The 17975-nt window shown below is 39.8% G+C and carries 19 protein-coding genes and 1 pseudogene; 2 read left to right on the top strand and 18 right to left on the bottom strand.

The features are described from left to right. Both JCM17207_RS09250 and tnpC read left to right on the top strand, forming a co-directional pair. Positions 1–666 (top strand): annotated as a pseudogene (locus tag JCM17207_RS09250) (DDE-type integrase/transposase/recombinase); the annotation flags it as partial. 80 nt (positions 667–746) lie between these two features. Then, a complete protein-coding gene (gene tnpC, locus JCM17207_RS09245; RefSeq protein ID WP_238317379.1) occupies positions 747–1481 on the top strand; it encodes an IS66 family transposase in 735 nt (244 codons plus the stop codon). A gap of 938 nt (positions 1482–2419) precedes the next feature. Here the strand turns inward: tnpC and JCM17207_RS09240 are convergent. From JCM17207_RS09240 to JCM17207_RS09155, 18 genes are read right to left on the bottom strand one after another with little or no spacing between them, the layout of a single operon-like run. Then, on the bottom strand, positions 2420–2947 hold the full coding sequence (locus JCM17207_RS09240) for an acyltransferase family protein (RefSeq protein WP_238317378.1): 528 nt from the start codon (positions 2945–2947) through the stop codon (positions 2420–2422). 3 nt (positions 2948–2950) lie between these two features. Beyond that, positions 2951–4453 carry a polysaccharide biosynthesis protein gene (locus JCM17207_RS09235; protein WP_238317377.1) on the bottom strand — a complete coding sequence of 501 codons (1503 nt, stop codon included), beginning with the start codon at positions 4451–4453 and terminating at the stop codon, positions 2951–2953. Between the two features lie 14 nt (positions 4454–4467). Beyond that, entirely contained in the window at positions 4468–4869 is a 402-nt protein-coding gene (locus JCM17207_RS09230; RefSeq protein WP_282449905.1) for an ATP-grasp fold amidoligase family protein, read from the bottom strand. Positions 4870–4892: 23 nt separating this feature from the next. Next, positions 4893–5741, bottom strand: coding sequence for an ATP-grasp fold amidoligase family protein (locus JCM17207_RS09225; protein ID WP_238317375.1), 849 nt, complete (start codon positions 5739–5741; stop codon positions 4893–4895). Between the two features lie 16 nt (positions 5742–5757). Then, the gene (locus tag JCM17207_RS09220; RefSeq protein WP_238317374.1) at positions 5758–6693 is read right to left on the bottom strand and encodes a glycosyltransferase domain-containing protein; all 936 of its coding nucleotides are present in this window, start codon (positions 6691–6693) and stop codon (positions 5758–5760) included. A gap of 12 nt (positions 6694–6705) precedes the next feature. Then, positions 6706–7890 (bottom strand): EpsG family protein, encoded by a 1185-nt coding sequence (locus JCM17207_RS09215; RefSeq protein WP_238317373.1) that lies wholly within the window; start codon positions 7888–7890, stop codon positions 6706–6708. Further along, entirely contained in the window at positions 7853–8698 is an 846-nt protein-coding gene (locus JCM17207_RS09210; RefSeq protein ID WP_238317372.1) for a glycosyltransferase family 2 protein, read from the bottom strand. Before JCM17207_RS09210 ends, JCM17207_RS09215 begins: the two co-directional genes overlap by 38 nt. Before the next feature lie 24 nt (positions 8699–8722). Beyond that, on the bottom strand, positions 8723–9421 hold the full coding sequence (locus tag JCM17207_RS09205) for a glycosyltransferase family 2 protein (RefSeq protein WP_238317371.1): 699 nt from the start codon (positions 9419–9421) through the stop codon (positions 8723–8725). 11 nt (positions 9422–9432) lie between these two features. Beyond that, on the bottom strand, positions 9433–9969 hold the full coding sequence (locus tag JCM17207_RS09200) for an acyltransferase (protein WP_238317370.1): 537 nt from the start codon (positions 9967–9969) through the stop codon (positions 9433–9435). A gap of 8 nt (positions 9970–9977) precedes the next feature. Beyond that, positions 9978–10718: a glycosyltransferase family 2 protein gene (locus JCM17207_RS09195; protein ID WP_238317369.1), complete on the bottom strand. Its 741-nt coding sequence runs from the start codon at positions 10716–10718 to the stop codon at positions 9978–9980. Between the two features lie 14 nt (positions 10719–10732). Beyond that, a complete protein-coding gene (locus tag JCM17207_RS09190) occupies positions 10733–11293 on the bottom strand; it encodes a dTDP-4-dehydrorhamnose 3,5-epimerase family protein (RefSeq protein ID WP_238317368.1) in 561 nt (186 codons plus the stop codon). An 11-nt stretch (positions 11294–11304) separates the two neighbouring features. Then, a complete protein-coding gene (locus JCM17207_RS09185; protein ID WP_507762593.1) occupies positions 11305–12297 on the bottom strand; it encodes a WaaS/CpsH family glycosyltransferase in 993 nt (330 codons plus the stop codon). A 16-nt stretch (positions 12298–12313) separates the two neighbouring features. Next, entirely contained in the window at positions 12314–13153 is an 840-nt protein-coding gene (locus tag JCM17207_RS09180) for an NAD-dependent epimerase/dehydratase family protein (protein ID WP_238317366.1), read from the bottom strand. A 15-nt stretch (positions 13154–13168) separates the two neighbouring features. After that, positions 13169–13777: a dTDP-4-dehydrorhamnose 3,5-epimerase gene (gene rfbC, locus JCM17207_RS09175; RefSeq protein WP_238317365.1), complete on the bottom strand. Its 609-nt coding sequence runs from the start codon at positions 13775–13777 to the stop codon at positions 13169–13171. 17 nt (positions 13778–13794) lie between these two features. Next, positions 13795–14709 (bottom strand): dTDP-4-dehydrorhamnose reductase, encoded by a 915-nt coding sequence (gene rfbD, locus JCM17207_RS09170; RefSeq protein WP_238317364.1) that lies wholly within the window; start codon positions 14707–14709, stop codon positions 13795–13797. Positions 14710–14723: 14 nt separating this feature from the next. Further along, positions 14724–15743, bottom strand: coding sequence for a dTDP-glucose 4,6-dehydratase (gene rfbB, locus JCM17207_RS09165; RefSeq protein WP_238317363.1), 1020 nt, complete (start codon positions 15741–15743; stop codon positions 14724–14726). 49 nt (positions 15744–15792) lie between these two features. Next, positions 15793–16689 (bottom strand): glucose-1-phosphate thymidylyltransferase RfbA, encoded by an 897-nt coding sequence (gene rfbA, locus JCM17207_RS09160; protein ID WP_238317362.1) that lies wholly within the window; start codon positions 16687–16689, stop codon positions 15793–15795. Between the two features lie 39 nt (positions 16690–16728). Then, on the bottom strand, positions 16729–17961 hold the full coding sequence (locus JCM17207_RS09155) for a nucleotide sugar dehydrogenase (RefSeq protein ID WP_238317381.1): 1233 nt from the start codon (positions 17959–17961) through the stop codon (positions 16729–16731). Positions 17962–17975 lie beyond the last annotated feature (14 nt).

The following is a 17975-nucleotide window of genomic DNA, read 5'->3' as shown; positions in this document are numbered from 1 at the left end:
GGTTTTGAAGGAGGAGCGACCATTGTAAAAGAGTATATTGCCGCCCACAAGGACCTCATTCCAGCTAAACGCCAGCTGGTTGCGCCCCAGGGAAACCGTGGTCGCCGGTACACTACAGAACCCGGTGAAACTTACCAGATGGACTGGGGGTTCACGGATGTTCTGGACTATGACGGGAAAATTTACCGTGTTGCCTGCTTTGCTATGATCTGCCACCATTGTGGTCAGCAATATATTGAGTTTTTCCCCAACGCACGGCAGGAAAACCTGTTTATTGGGATGGTCCATGCTTTTCAATACATGGGAATTCCCCGCTTTGTGTTAACTGACAACATGAAGAGTGTGGTGCTTCACCGGGATCTTGAGGGGCATCCAGTTTGGCAGAAAGACTACGAGTCCTTTATGCAAGTCCTTGACTTTGAGACAAAGCTCTGTAAACCACGGCATCCTTTTACCAAGGGCAAAGTAGAACGGCTGGTTCGCTTTGTAAAGGACAACTTCCTGGCCGACCGGGTATTTTGTGATCTTACGGATCTAAATTGGCAGGCGCTGGAGTGGAGTGGTGTAACAAACAAAACGGAACTTACCGCCGCACAGTGGATGGTGTGCCTCAAAAGCTCCACCAAACTGTATGCGGAGAGCATCTGCGCATGGTTCCGGAAATAGAGGCTATACGATTCTACCTCTGTCCGGAAAGAAAGATATCCTTTGACGGCTTTGTAAATTACGAGGGCAGGCGTTTCGGAGTGCCCTACAGCTATCCTGGTGCAACAGCGAGAGTAGAGCGCAGCGGCGAATACCCAAAGAAGTTTCTGGAAGGTTTCCGTGGATACCTGCATACCGACGGCTATGCTGGCTACAACCAGGTACCGGATATTACCCGCTGCGGCTGCTGGGCCCATCTGCGCCGGAAGTTCGTAGAGGCCATGCCTGCTGCATCCAGCAATCCCAAAGGGCTTCTCACGCCGGCACAGGTTGGCCGGGATTACTGTGACCAGCTGTTTGCAGCTGAAAAGAAACTGGCTGAACTGCCAGCCGAAGAAAAACAGAAACAGCGCCTTGCGGTGGAGAAACCCATGCTCAGGGCTTTTTGGTGCTGGCTGGAAGAGCTGGAACAGCAGCCTCTGGCTGGAAATCTGAAAAAGGCTGTGCAGTACGCCCGTAAACAGCAGCCTTACATGGAGAACTACCTGCTTGACCCCAGGTGCCAGATTTCCAATAACCTTGCTGAGAACGCCATCCGTCCCTTTACTGTGGGACGCAAGAACTGGCTGTTCAGCGACACGGTAAAAGGAGCCCGGGCCAGTGCTGTAATCTACAGCCTGGTGGAAACAGCCGGCGCCAATGGTCTGTCTGAGCGGGGATACCTGCACATTGTGTTGTCCAATCTTCCCTCCATGGACTTCCGCCAGCACCCTGAGCTGCTCAAGGATCTGATACCCTGGAGCGACTACATGCGCAGTTGTTTTGAACAGGAATAACCTAGGGGACCAGCTTTGGCTGGTCCTTTTCTGTTGTCAAGTACGGGGTCTCGTGAGGCGCTTACTTTGTGACAAGATCAATCGCCATTTTATTATTATCAATTACACTTTTGAAAGGATAAAAATCACAGTGTGCAAGATATAACGCCATATCCCCGGCCTTATGCATATCGTAACCATCTATTGTCGGAAACAAAACATTACCTTCGATGCTATTGTAATTTGGCATGCTTTTTTATTCCTTTCCTTTATCTTTGTATCATTCTCACATCTCAGCCGACCATAAGATCGTTGCCTGCTGCTCACCACGGAGAGGTGTGTGATTATCAGAGCAGCGTAGGGAGCTATCGCTCCCAGTATATCACAAGTCTGCAAATAAATCAGCCTTGTACACGCCATTTCTTCTTGAAGTTGTCATCTTCCTCGTGGGTCAGCTAAATATCACACCCCATACAGAATTCGTGTTAATTTAAATCTCTTTAACACAGCTGTGATAATGTTAGCTACTCCCACCGCACACAAAAAGCTAAGCATAACCTGTACTATCGGCGGCACCTTGCCGTTCAGCGGAATGATTGTCAAATATATAATCTGCTGATGGAACAAATAAATTCCAAAACTCCTTTTCTTGAATTCGTTCCACAATTTTGATTTTTTTGCATTGATCAGTTTTTCAGTAATCTTTTTTACAGTGTAGTATACAAAAATCACTCCCATATACGAACACATATACCCTAAAATCAAACCAACCAATCGAACTACTGCCGATGCCGTTGTATTTACCTCAATTGTGTTGTTAATCACAAAACAAACGATTGACCCAAAGCCACTTATTGGAATGATCCACCTATTATCTGTCTCTTTTCTGTAAAGGTACGCTCCTAGATAGTAATAACCTGCGTATTTAACAGCTGTTGAAACTTGAAAAACATTGATGCCTATCTTATCGAGCAGGTACCCCCCCCGATAGATACGGCTACAACCACAAGCATTCCTTTAGTTGATACATGCTTTTCATACAAGACTCTATAAAAAATGATAAACAGCAAAAAGAGCATTGGAAGAAACCACAACTGTGATGGAGCACATCCAAGAACATACTTGTATACTATTTTGGATAAGTCGAAGCCGCTATAATGTACATAAAATGGAATAACCCATGTTAACATTACGCAAAAATATGGCAGCAGGAGTCTCTTTCCTCTTTTCAAAACATCTTTTCCAAAATTAGTGTATTTTCCCCTTTCTGTTCTTAAGCAATAAAATAAAAAGCCAGAGGCCATCGCAAATGTCTGAACATGAAACGTATTCAGCCACCGAGCAAAAATTGAAAGATAACTTGCTTCATACACAGGAGTTGCTCCATCAAACCAACTACCAGTAAAAAACATGCACGAGTGGTAAAGCACAACTGCTAACATCATTAATACTTTAACATTATCTATCGTTTCTAATCTACGTTGCACTGCTTATCCCCTCTTAACTTTCACACATATCTTATGGATCATACTCTGCATTTTGTCACGATAAAATACCATATTAAGTACACCGACAATAACAATCCAAATAATAGCCGTTTTAACCGCAAGAAAAACCCACTCAATATATGTAGCTTCTGGCATAACAATCATTCTCGTAGCAAAAAAGCCTATTATCACTGTCAACCCATCAACGAAAATTTGCTTAGCAAAGTTTCTTAACGGCCACTTGATTAAATTTCTTGAATCATATACTGCCATCCACACTGTCTGATATCCCATTGCAACTAATGTACCAATCGCAACACCAATCAGTCCCCAAGCCTTTACAGTTACAACAGATACTACAATATTGAGAATTGCTGCAATAATATAATTATTTTGTGTCTGTTTATAATGACCTGCCGCAAGAATTATAATATTATACGGCAATCTCAAACAATGTCCGGCATTCGCGGCTACAATTAATGCAGCAAAAAGTGGCTGAATATAATTAGCATCATGGATACCCAATGTATATACTCTTACAAATGGAACAATCAAAATTGCCGTTAATCCAAATACAAAGGTCGTGCCAGTATGAATCACCCATTCTGTCCAAGAAAAAGTCTTATTTAATTCTTTTATTTCCTGTTTCGCCCACAGCTCACCAATTAAGGATGTAATTCCATTTGTCATAGACATGAACAGCTGTTTCACACCTTTAACAACCAAAAAGTAAACTGAGTAGATTGAAACATCCGATAAAGTGGCAAACAAGGTCAATACAATCGTATCCGTTCCATCAAGAATAACGGCCGCCACATGCTGTGCAATACCATTCCATTTTTGTGGAATCGGTTCCTTTATGTATTTAATCTTCCTATCTATGCTATAATGATGCCGAACATATAGGTAAATTAAGAATGGCTGTAACAAATATATAAGAGATGTAGTCAGTTTAACAATCTGAATGCTACATCCTACACGAATTAAAATAAAGCATGCTGCAGTATTACAGACAACCGCTAATGTTTGCGCATTATACTGAATATAACCGCGCTGATCAGCTGTTAAGAGTAAGCGATTAACGATTCCAAAAAAATATTGCGCAAAAGAACTAATAGAAATTGTCACAATCAATGTTGCTGTATAGATGAATCCAAAGTTCTTTCCAGCAAATTGAGGATAAAAAATAACCAGCGCAATTACATATATCAGTAAAATTTGACCCAATCTTGTAAAAAATTTATTGGCCGAAGATATTATTTTACTGACATCTTCCTGATTTTTTTCCGCTAATGGCTTATACAACGCAGATTGAACAACAGCACCTACGCCTAGTTCAAGGAAAGAAATCACTCCCAAAAACTGAGTAATTGAGTTTACCAGTCCATTAACTTCTGAACCAAATGCATTTAAGATTAATCTCGGTAAAATAAATCCACAGATTATGGTTGTCACTTGAAAGACAAGCGATGAGATTGTATTATAAAATAGTCGTTTTTCTCGCATTTTAAATTATTCCTTTATTTATTAGGAAGCAAAATCTTCTCTCCCCATTTTAAATCTGTTTCATATGAAATGTCAGTATCAAATCCACTATTATCAAAAAAAGTCAATTCGCCAAAATAGATATTGTTATCTACATCAAATAGATCAACTCGAATATGGCTATATCCTTTGCAAAGGTTTTTTGCTATTTTCAACATTTCATCTAGATTTTGAGGTTTTTCAATATTATTTGCTTTTTCTAGTGCTTCATGTTGATAATAGAGCCGATTCCAATTCGCATCGTAAAAATAAAAATCTGGATGTCCTTTTTCACGTCCAGTACAAACCATAATTGAGTCTATCTCTCCATTAAAGCAAAAAATCTTGTAATCATTAATAGATTTTTCCACATTATTGTTGTAGTAAGAATCAGAAATAATTATTGAATAATCGTCAGAATTTAGTCTGTACCCCCGGTAGGTAATTTAATCCACTCACCCAACTTCAGATCCCATTCTTCAGGCTTGAAACCTTCAAATCCACTAGCTGGATAGAATGTAATCTCACCAAAATATACTTTTTCGTTGATTTCGTAAAAATCAATTCTTGCAAAAGGCATTTTTTCAGAAAGCTTTGCAGCCAGTTTTTTCATCAGTTCATACTGTTTTGGACGCTGAATCGGTAAAATAGCATTACCATGAGCAGGTCTTTGTACATTCAGATGATTCCATGCTTCATCGTAAAAATCTTCCTTTAATCCATCTTTTGTAAAACGCTCACTACACACCAGTGTCATACGAGGCACACCGTCAAAACAAAACAACTTGTAATCACGTAAATCGTCTGCCATATATTGTTCTGCAATAATTCTGTGTGGTACATTTTTATAAGGCCACTCACGCCCCATGTAGTAGAAATTATTTGACAGACTTGTCTCAATTTTTTTTCTTGCTGCATCCATATCCAAGCTGGATTTATCACGGCACACAACAAGACCGCCACTGTCATGTGTACATTTCAAGACAAATTGATCCGGCAAAGCATCAAAATCAATCTCGTCAAAACAATTCCAAACTCCAAGCGTTGGAATTATGTACTCGGCACCGATTTTTTCTGAAATATACTTTTTAACCGCATACTTGTCCACCATTGTCGTGTATTCTGGATTTCTATTGTAAAGTTTTAACCACTGAAGTTTTTCATTAAATGTTTTCGGCTCTTTTAAATTCAAAGAATAGCCCATCGACTTCTTAAATCTCATTTTCAGATATATACTGTCAGGAATCATATCTTTAATTTTCTTCATCATTATACAGCCCCCAATCTCAGTGAGATTCCACTTGGAACTTTGGATTTTTGTATACATTATTACCAAGATATCCCACATCAGAAATCTGATACTTATTCTTCCAAAGAATATACGGTAACGCAATTTGATCTCGTTTACTATCAGAATTCAAAAATTCTTTCCACCATTCTGACATGAGCTTTTTGCATTCTTGACTTTTAAGATTAAAAATAATAACTGTTGCTTCCAACATTCCATATTTTTCTGGAAATCCTTCCTGTTTATATCTATTAATTTGCTCCCCTAATTTCTTTGGATTTCCCTTTCCGTAAAGTATACATGCCTCAGCTTCTTCATATATACAGTCGCGCAAAACATGTTGATGCATCGCAAATCCTGTTTTACCTTTATCTGCGGCACAAATAAGCGGAGAAATATCCGAAATTACGCAGACATTTCCATCAATATAGATAGCATAATCATATTCTGGAAAGACTTCAAAAGGATGCATTTTCAAATATCGATTTATCAAAGTTTTATCTTTTAATTTTTGGGCACTTTGTGGAATCTCACGATTCTTCCAAATATCAGATTTAACTTTTTTATCTGAAAACACGAAGAAGTCGTATCCATCATTTGCAAATATCGGATCACTAAGTTTATCATATCCACCGACGATACATGTATATACTGCTACACGAGCATCGCTTCTTATATGGCAAATATTATTTTCTCTATCCTCAATTCTCAGATTATCACCTGGTTTCTTCCCAGGATATTTTGCGTCAATTATTTTTTGTCCTCTTCTTTTTTTTAAAATCAATGAAATATCTGAAAGATGAGCTTTTTTTATAGCATTTTTTATAGAAAGTACATTTCTGCCCACTCTCATTTCTTTGCTATTTTGAAGATCAATATATTTCAAATTTAATTCTTCCAAAGATTTCATCAGCTCATATTCTAATTCCGTCATTTGTTTTCCTTTCTACTGCCAAGAAAATAATGTATTATTTTCAAAAAGTGCTCTAAATACAGATGTAATATTTGAACTGCTCAATACCCACAAGTATAATCCGCTTGCAGCCACAAATATTGTGCCGATAACAAGCATTAACGTTGTCTTCGACACCCTTGTGGTTTCTCTCTGCATCTGCATCTTTTCCCTCATATCAAAATATTGTGCAAATGCAATATAGTTTACCATAGAAAGGGAAAGTTGAATTCTAAACAAATCTGCACTAAAACTCAACAATCCAATTAAAGGAATGATCGACAGATTCATCCCAAGTGCCAACTCAATAAATCGAACATTTGATTTAATTTTTTCTTGCTCTTCCACTCTATTTCTTTTCATCCAAATATATACGATATAATAGATCATTAAAGAGCATCCTAATATTAAGAGCATCTTTAATCTATAGTTCATAACACTCCGGAAATTATACTTCATATCCGATGCATTAAGAACAATATTCAACTTAGTTCCTATATTCAAGAAACTAATGTTAACAAGCTTATCAATAAAAGCAGTTAGAACGCTCGTGAAAACAGTCAGTCCCAATGATAACAGTACCATTATCTTCGCTAGCTTCTTAAGATTTATGAATTTAGGCAAAATAAAAAGCAAGCAAAATATTGAAGACAAATGGATCATTGAAGCAATTAAAATGCAACAGCAGTATTTCAGTAGCCACCATTTCTTTCCTTCAAATAGAAAAACCAATCCAATATAAACCACTGAAATCGCCAGTGTATATCGTACCATAGTCACATCCATGCAAAATGGATACAGCATATACATCGCTAAAACCCACGCGGTATTTTTCGTATGCTTTCTTGCAAAGGAAAATAAAGCCAACAAAATAAATGCACTTGCAATTATCAGAAACCCTCTGTAACTCAGTCCAAGACGATTAAAAAATATCATAAGCTGATTATACAGCCATTCTGTTTGTGAATTTAAAACCTGGTATTGTGTGTACTTTCTCAAGTGAATATTGTAATCCGCATTTCCATAACTAAACGCAAATAAAATCCACAAAAAGATTAACATTATATTACTTTGAAACTTTTCTTTGCTTAATACAATACCAGCGAAAAAAATCGCAATTGCTAAAATGTATAGCATTTTTTCACCCCTTGCTGCAAGCAGGTGACGCCTTAAATCCATCAAAAAAGCCTTTTATGCTCTTCCCCGCTTTTTCCTTTTTATCTTCTTCAAATAACAGTACTAAAAAAAATTGAAATATTTCTTTTAAAAACATCTTAAAGACATATCCGTTATGATATTTTCTCAAGAGATAGCTAGCATTTCGACACATATAATAGCGTCGAAATGAGCTATGATTATACAGTTCCCACTTTCTAAATCCCAAATTGATCTGCTTTGCATGACCAATTTCATGAAGCAATCCCTCATAGGCTATTCTTACAATTCTATAGCCGTGTTGTCTTAAATTAATGCATACATCGCAATCAACCTTATCAATAAACATAGATTCATCAAAGCCGCCCACGCTCAATGTTATTTCGACATTCATCAGGCTTCCAGAGGTTATGCAATAATCAATATCTTCAAACCCTTCTTCTCTTTTCTCCAAACTAAAATTTCTATCCACAATATTACATGTTAAACACCCAATATTTTTTTCTGAGCAATTTTCAAGGAAATCTCTATATTCTCTAATTAATCCATCGGTTGACACTGAATCTTGATCTAATGTTAGCACCCACTCATAGTGCTCTTTCTGAGCTTTCCTTAAAATACGATTCAATGCTTGTGCAATTCCGAGGTTTTTTCCATTTTCAAGAAGAATAATGTTAGGTAAGCCACAAATTAAACTCTTTACATTTTCCAGATTACTAGAGCCGTTATCTACCAATATTAACATTGGTACCTGTTTTCTTATATGTTCAATATTTTCATTCAATCTTTCAATTTCCGGATTGAATAGTACTATACCCGCACAAATATTCATCTTTTCACTCCTCTTTTATATAAATTACCTTATCTTTTTTCTAATTCTTGCAAGACACTTCAGTCTGTACAGTCTTCTATATATTTTAATAGGTACAGAATACCCTTTGCTTGCACCGCCCGAAGATACATTTCCCCCATGTCTTCGATATTTAATCAACGGTTTATCTATCAAAGAAGTTTTGAAGTAACATTCAGCTACTGCAGCTAACCACAAGTCATGTTCCATTAAATAAGCATTATCTGGAAAAGGAAGAGCCGAATCTAAAACATTTCTTCTAAAAGCCATACAGCATCCTAGATACCGTGTTTTTATCATCAATCTCCAAAAGCCAGTTTTAATATTATAATCCTTAATTCTTGATTGACTTATTACCTGCTCATTTTCATTTATAGTGATACAATCGGACACAGTAAAGTCACAATTAGCTAACGCTGCAATTGTTACTTTCACTTTATCAGGCATCCAAATGTCATCTTGATCTGAAAGGAAGATTATATCTCCGTCGGCGTGCACCAATGCATTCTCAAAATTTCTTACAAACCCATGATTATCCCCATGAATATAGAGTTTTATCCGTTTATCTTTATAGCTTTTAATAATTTCAACAGTCTTATCAGAAGATAAGTCATCCGAAATAATCAGCTCATCCCCTTCTCCCAACTGCTGAAGAATGGAGTCCATTTGCTCCCGAATATATTTTTCGCCATTGTACGTTGCCATACACACTGATATCATACTTCTTGCACCTTTACCCACTTTTTATTCTCGGTTTCAAATTTTTTTAACACTTTTGCAGGTGATCCTGCCAGCAAGGTATTATCAGGGAAATCTCCCCTCACTACTGAATTGGCTCCTACCACACAGTGTTTACCCAGATGAGTACCAGCTAAAATAACTGCTCCATATCCAATAAAACAGTAGTCTTCAATACAGGTATCTTTAACTATTAATGGTTGCTCTAGTGCAAGTAAATTTTCCTCATTGAATGTATGATCACAGTTTGAAATAAATACATTTCCAGAAATGGTCACATTGCTTCCTATTTTGAGTTTGTTTTGAACCGCCACAGCATGAAAATTTTGTCCGATAGAAACGTTATCTCCTATGATTATTTTCCCGCCATTCTGAGTTTCTGTTCGCATTCCTGGATATATGCGAACCTTATCGCCAAACAATAAATCTCTTTTTCGTGCAACGTAGCAAGGCTTTCCCATATAGCACATGCGTCCTTCTTTACCCAGAAAAGGTTTATTAAGCAACGCACGCAATCCCCATTTTATTTTCTCGCTGTGCCCCCCCCCACATACAGTTTTCTCCTTTCTTTAATGCTCGGATAAATATCAATCAATTTTTTTATTCGATATAATCTTTTTTCAATTTTTACTCGCACCGAATAGCCCTTATTAAAGCCACCGGAAGATGCGTTCTTGCCATGTCTTCTATAATAAATCAACGGCTCATCAATTAGACTTACTTTAAAGTATGCAAACGCTACAGCAGCGAGCCATATATCATGCTCAACCAAAAAGTCATTATTCGGGAAAGGAAGGGAAGCCTCCAAAACCTGTCGATTAAATGCCATGCAACATCCTAAATATCGTGATTTCATTAGGTGTCTCAAGAATCCCGGCTTGACATTAAACTCTTGAAATCTTGACTGTGATAATATTTGCATGTTAGGATCAACAGTTATACAATCATGTGTTACAAAATCCACATTCTGCAACGCTTTCATAACAACATCTACCTTATTATCCAGCCATATATCATCTTGATCCGCCAAGAATATATATTCTCCCTGTGCTAAACGCAGTGCATTTTCAAAATTATGTGTAAACCCATGTGTTCCAGTATTTTTCACATATCGAATTCTTTTGTCACCAATGGATTCTATCACCTGCTGCGTTGCATCCTTTGACCCATCATCGGAAATAATAATTTCATCATTACATCCTATCTGTTTCAGAATCGATTCCAGCTGCTCTCGAATATATTTCTCTCCATTATAAGTTGCCATGCAAACCGATATCATTATGCCATCTCCTTTCTCAAATCAGAAATCATTCCCGCACAACGGTTTTTTTCTGAAATAATGTTTTCGTTGGGACATATCTTACCATTTACTGTCCAATCGACGCCAATGTCTGGATCATCAAATCGAATACTCTTGGCGCTTTCAAATGAGTATATCTCATCCGTAAAATATTCCATTTCGCTATTTTCTTCCAGTGTTATAAAGCCATGTGCAAACGTTCTTGGCACTAGCATCAGCTTACAATTATCTGCTGAAAGTACATAGCCAACCCACTTTCCAAAGTTTATACTGTGTGGATCTATATCTACGCCCACACTATAAATTGATCCGCTTACACAACGTACAATTTTCATCTGCTGAAATGGTGCAGCTTGATAGTTAAACCCTCGTATCACACCTTTTTCTAAAGTGAGTGAATGGTTTAGTTGAACTATTCTTTTAAATCCGTATTTACTTAATTCATCGGCATTTATCTGAACAGAAAACCAGCCCCTATTATCATTTATTTTCTTGTTCTCTAGTAAAATGCAACCGTTTTTCTGTTCCAATACAACCATCTATTATGTCCTCATATTTTCATTTCTCTAAGCCAATTCCGAAGAGAATACTTTTCATATACTTCTTTATCTATTTCTTTGTATGCCTTCTTGAAGAAAGGTGACTCGAAGTCAAATGATTTACCATCATAAACATAAATGTTTTCTTCATTATAAAAATCATAATTTACAATATCTTCATTTGTTGTAATGAGTTTCTTCTTCGCCCCTAATGCCTCAAGCACTCGAATTGTAAGTCCCAATTGTCCCGCTTGAGCTGAATCAAGCACACATCTCGAATCGCTATATATAGCGTTCATTTCTTCGCCCTTCAGTGATTCAAAGTGGAATTCATTATAGTGCGCATGTTTCAACTCTGGATTCATTATCTTTCTATAGAAAAAAACAATTCTCGATGGAAAGAAGTAGTATATAAACTGTTTAGGGTATACGTCCTTCAATTGGCTTGACATCAACTGAATAAACTTATATTTTTTAGGATGCGCAGTACCGACAAAGCAGAAATCATATTTAAAATCTGTCTTCTTTTGACTTCCAATTTGCTCATATTGTCTCGTAAAAAACAACGGCAAAAAATTCAAATTCTGATTTTCTTCCACATCCTTTCGATCAAACGAATAGCAACTATCAAATAAAGGTTCAATTCTCTTTATATATGGAAAATTTTTCAGTGAATCCCACTGATACAAAACATATCTTGCCTGTGGCTGTTCTTTCTTAATCTGTAACACCATCTCTTCACTAAACGAGAGTGACTGTCCAGATATTAAAAACACGACATCATATTTTTTACTACGAATAGTCTTCATTACAGTTTCAAAATATTTTGCAATGTATTTTCCAATCAAATCCTTATTTACACGAATGATTGCCTTGATAAATCCGTTTGTACTAGGTCGATCATCAAAGCAATCCACTTCATAACCCATATCTTCTAGTTCATTGCTAATCGCCTGTGGATAATCGAAAAAATTAGGCATTATCAGTAATAACTTTTTCTTCATTTCCACAAGACCTCACTTATGCCATAAACTTCTTTTCGTTCATAATCTGTACAATCTTCCTATTATCACCCCATACAGCTTTTGAGTCGTAGGGACGATCTGGAAATGCACCATACTTCAATTTGATGCTATAACCGTTTTCTTTGATAAAGCGCTCTACACGATCTGCCAGTTTTTCAGGCTTGCCAGAACAAATATTAATAATTCCATTAATTTCATCCTGACCGACAGCAGCTGCAACCTGTTCGCAGAAATCATCATAATCAATAAAATCAAACTGATTTTGTCCCATTGTGAACGGAAACTCTGTTTTTCCCTCTTTTTCAGCAGCTGTAATTTTTGAGAAAATAGAACAACCAAACTCAGAGTGTCCCACAATATAATAGCCACGTAACCACTGCCAGTTCGTGTGTTTGCCATTAGTCATCATTGTTACACAATTGCGCAGAGCATCCTTACCAATACCATAAAGGCTCATGGGATGACAAGGCGTATTCTCATTGATACTTCCCTCAAAGAATCCAATTTCGTGCATTGTTCCCATAACGCTAATTTTATTTATTCCTGCATCAACCATCTGTTTCAAAAAATGATAGTGCTTCGGAAGATCAGCAATATGATTTTCCGAATAATGTATAAAACCATCTCTCCATGCCAAGTGAAGAAGGACATCTGGCTTATCAAAGTATGTATACGGATCTTCTATTGCAAAAAGATCGCAAGCCTTTTTCTCAGCTCTATTATCAATATAATCTGTCTTAAAATCAGCGGCAATTACATCATGTCCGTTATTTAACAGTGCAGTTACAACACCTTGTCCGAGATAGCCATTAGCACCTGTTACCAAGATTTTCATATATTCTTTCTCCTCTCAGAACTTAAAGGTATCCTTCAATCCCAACCACTTCTGATCCTTATCACTCAGATTCAGTGCAGTACCATCTTCCAGTGTATATCCTTCTGCACTTGCGCTGCCCTTGTACTCGCCCTTCAACTCCGGCCATACAATGCCGATCTCCGGGTCATTCCAAGCCATGCCACCCTCGTCATTCGGATGCCAGAAGTCATTAACCTTATAACAGAACTCTGCTTCACCACTCAGAACCAGGAAACCATGTGCAAAACCTTCCGGGATGAGGAACTGCTTCTTATTCTCGGCAGACAGCGTAACTCCATACCACTTGCCATAAGTCTCAGAATTGCTTCTGAGATCAACTGCAACATCAAACACAGTGCCACGCACGGCGCGCACCAGCTTGCACTGCGGATACTGCTTCTGGAAATGCAGGCCACGCAGCACGCCCTTTGTGGACATAGACTGGTTATCCTGTACAAAATGAATGTCGATGCCAGCTTCCTTCATATCTTTTTCGTTGTAGGTTTCCATAAAATAGCCACGGGCATCACCGTGAACAGCAGGCTCAATAACACAAAGTCCTTCAATGCCGCCTACATTTTTCTCAACTTTAATCTGTCCCATTTCTTCTATCTCCTCTATTACTGCTCGATCTCTTTCAGGTAACGGCTCAGTGCATCCTGCCAAGTCGGAAGTGGAGTAAAGCCAGCTTCCACCAGCTTGCTCTTATCCAGACGGCTGTTAAACGGACGGGCAGCCTTGCTCAGACCATACTCTGCCGTGGTCACCGGCAGGACTTCTGTCTTATACCCAGCCTGACGGTAGATTTCTTTCGTGAAGTCATACCAGCTGATATAACCGCCCTCGTTAGTCGCATGGTAGTAGCCATACTTCTCGGTTTCATTCATATCAACAAGCAGTCGAGCCAAATCATATGTATAGGTCGGTGTGCCAATCTGGTCATTAACCACACGGACAGTATCGTGCGTCTTGCCGACATTCAGCATGGTCTTGATAAAGTTCTTACCGTTCAGACCGAATACCCAAGCAATGCGGACGATGAAATACTTCTCCAGTGTCTGGCTGACCGCCAGCTCACCTTCCAGTTTCGTCTGTCCGTACACATTCAAGGGCTTGTAATCCTTGCAGTCCGGCTGCCAAGGCTCAGTGCCCTGACCGTCAAACACATAATCCGTGCTGATATAGGTCATCTTGCAGTCCAACTTCTTGCAGACATCTGCAATGTTCTGCGTACCACCAGCATTGATGGCACGAACTTTCGCCACTTTATCGTCATCCTCTGCCATATCCACAGCAGTCCATGCTGCACAGTGAATTACAGCATCCGGATTTACTTCTGTAATAACTTTCTCAACAGCATCTTTGTCGGTAATGTCCAGTGCTACATACGGTGCTTTTGTTACCGCAGAACCATCTGCTACACCGCTGTAGTTTTCCTGAATATCAGAACCTACACCTTCATGGCCGCGCTTCAGCAGTTCATTCATCACATCATGTCCCAGCTGACCACCAACGCCTGTTACAAAAAACTTCATGTTCTTTCCTCCTGTTAGCGGTTGCTGTACATTTTCTCGTAGTAGTTCTGATACTCACCGCTGATGATGGTCTCCCACCACTCACGGTTATCAAGATACCACTGGATGGTCTTCTTAATGCCATCCTCAAACTTGGTCTCCGGCAGCCACCCCAGCTCGTTGTGGATCTTAGTCGGGTCGATTGCGTAACGCATATCGTGACCCTTACGGTCGCCAACATGGGTAATCAAGCTCTCCGGTTTGCCCAGCTCCTTGCAGATGATCTTCACAATCTCAATATTCTGCTTCTCATTGTGACCACCGACGTTGTAGACTTCACCAATGCGGCCCTTGTGGATAATCAGGTCGATAGCTTTGCAGTGGTCTTCCACATACAACCAATCGCGGACATTCAGACCCTCGCCGTAAACAGGCAACGGCTTGTCAGCCAGAGCATTAGCAATCATCAGCGGAATCAGCTTCTCCGGGAAGTGATACGGACCATAGTTGTTGGAGCAACGGGAAATGGTCACAGGCAGACCATAGGTACGGTGGTAGGCCAGAACCAGCAGGTCAGCGGCAGCCTTAGAGCTACTGTACGGGGAACTGGTATGGATCGGAGTTTCCTCGGTGAAGAACAGATCAGGACGATCCAGCGGCAGGTCACCGTAAACTTCATCGGTAGAAACCTGATGATAACGCTGGATACCGTACTTGCGGCATGCGTCCATCAGCACACTGGTACCGATGATGTTGGTCTGGAGGAAGATTCCCGGATCTTCGATGGAACGGTCAACATGAGATTCTGCCGCAAAGTTGACCACGATGTCTGGATGTTCTTCTTCAAACAGTTTGTCCACTGCTTCGCGGTCGCAGATATCTGCCTTCACAAAGCGGAAATTCGGATTATCCATAACAGGCGCCAGTGTGGACAGATTGCCTGCATAGGTCAGCTTGTCCAGGCAGATGATCCGATAATCCGGATACTTCTTCAGCATATGGAATACAAAGTTACTACCAATAAAACCAGCGCCACCGGTAACAATAATATTCATGATTTTAATCTCCTCTACACTTATCTATGTTTTTTTTGCTCGTTTCTAATTAATACAGATGTTCCTGATACTTACCGTCCATGACGTCCTTCAGATACTGTCCGTACTGATTCTTCTTCATGACCTCATAGACTTCCATCAGCTCATCCTTGCTGATCCATCCGTTCAGATATGCGATTTCTTCCAGGCAAGCAATCTTACGATGCTGATGCTGCTCGACAGTCTTTACGAAGTTGGTGGCATCCACCAGGCTCTCATGTGTACCTGTATCCAGCCAAGTGAAGCCCTGACCCAGCAGTTCTACATTCAGGGTGCCGTCTTCCAGATAAATACGGTTCAGATCGGTAATTTCCAATTCACCACGGGCAGACGGTTTCAGGTTCTTGGCAAAATCGACCACGCGGTTATCGTAGAAGTACAGACCGGTCACGCAGTAGTTGCTCTTCGGATGTTCTGGCTTCTCCTCGATAGAAATGGCCTTACCGTTCTTATCGAACACAACGATACCAAAACGCTCTGGATCGTCCACGTAGTAGCCAAACACTGTTGCACCCCTGCCGCTCTCAGCGTTTTCTACTGCGGCAGTCAATCTTTTCTTTAATCCGTGGCCCGCAAAGATGTTGTCACCCAGCACCATAGCCACAGAATCATTGCCAATAAAATCAGCACCAATGATAAAGGCCTGTGCCAATCCATCCGGAGAAGGCTGAACAGCATAGGTCAGATTCACACCAAACTGATGACCATCACCCAGCAGGTTCTCAAAGCGAGGAGTATCCTGTGGTGTGGAAATAATCAAAATGTCACGGATGCCAGCGTTCATCAGAACTGACATCGGATAATAAATCATCGGTTTATCAAAAATAGGTAAGAGCTGCTTGCTTGTCACCTTTGTCAAAGGATACAGGCGTGTGCCAGATCCTCCTGCTAAAATAATGCCCTTCATAATTGTTTCCTCCCTTTTAAATGTGTAATTATTTGTTTCTTAATCTCTCTGGAAAATATCTCTCGTATATACTTTCTCTTTCACATCATCCAGACACTTGTCATAGCGGTTTGCGATGATGGCCTGACTCTGCTTCTTAAACTCATCCAAATCATTAACCACAACGCTACCGAAGAACTTCTCACCATCTTTCAGAGTCGGCTCATAAATGATGACAGTTGCGCCTTTTGCCTTGATACGCTTCATGACACCCTGAATGGAACTCTGGCGGAAGTTATCGCTGTTACTCTTCATAGTAAGACGGTATACACCGACCACAACTTCTTTTTCCTTGCTCTCATCCCAGCTGTCATTCGCTTCATAAGCACCAGCAATTTCAAGCACACGATCTGCAATAAAGTCTTTACGAGTTCTGTTACTCTCGACAATAGCCTCAATCAGATTTTCTGGCACATCGGCGTAGTTTGCTAGTAGCTGCTTGGTGTCTTTCGGCAGGCAATATCCACCATAACCGAAGGAAGGATTATTGTAATGAGTACCAATACGAGGATCCAGACAAACACCGTTAATGATTTGCTGTGTGTTCAGTCCCTTCATCTCGGCATAGGTATCCAGTTCGTTGAAGTAGCTGACACGCAGTGCCAGATAGGTGTTGGCGAACAGCTTAACTGCCTCTGCCTCAGTAAAGCCCATGAACAGAGTGTCAATGTTCTCTTTAATTGCGCCTTCCTGCAGAAGTTCTGCAAAAGTGTGTGCTGCCTTTACCAGTCGAGCATTATCCACGTCGGTTCCGACGATGATACGGGAGGGATAAAGGTTATCATACAGAGCCTTGCTCTCACGCAAGAACTCCGGGCTGAAGATGATATTGTCGCAGTGGAACTTCTCACGAACACTTGCAGTGTAACCAACCGGGATGGTGCTCTTGATAACCATAACGGCTTCTGGATTGTATTCGATGACCAGTTTAATGACAGCTTCCACTGCAGAGGTATCAAAGAAATTCTTCTTGCTATCGTAATTTGTCGGTGCAGCGATTACGACAAAATCAGCATCACTGTATGCTTCCTTCGCATCCAACGTTGCGGTCAGATCCAGTTCCTTTTCTGCCAGATACTTTTCAATGTACTCATCCTGAATCGGAGACTTCTTGTTATTAATCAGCTCTACTTTCTCAGGAATGATATCTACTGCCGTCACCTTGTGATGCTGAGACAGCAACGTAGCAATAGAAAGACCAACATAACCAGTACCAGCCACAGCAATTTTCAAATCCTTAAATTCTC

Origin of the sequence: Faecalibacterium gallinarum (assembly GCF_022180365.1) — a bacterium.
Taxonomy (GTDB): Bacteria; Bacillota; Clostridia; order Oscillospirales; family Ruminococcaceae; genus Faecalibacterium; species Faecalibacterium gallinarum.
This window is presented reverse-complemented; position numbering and strand designations above follow the sequence as displayed.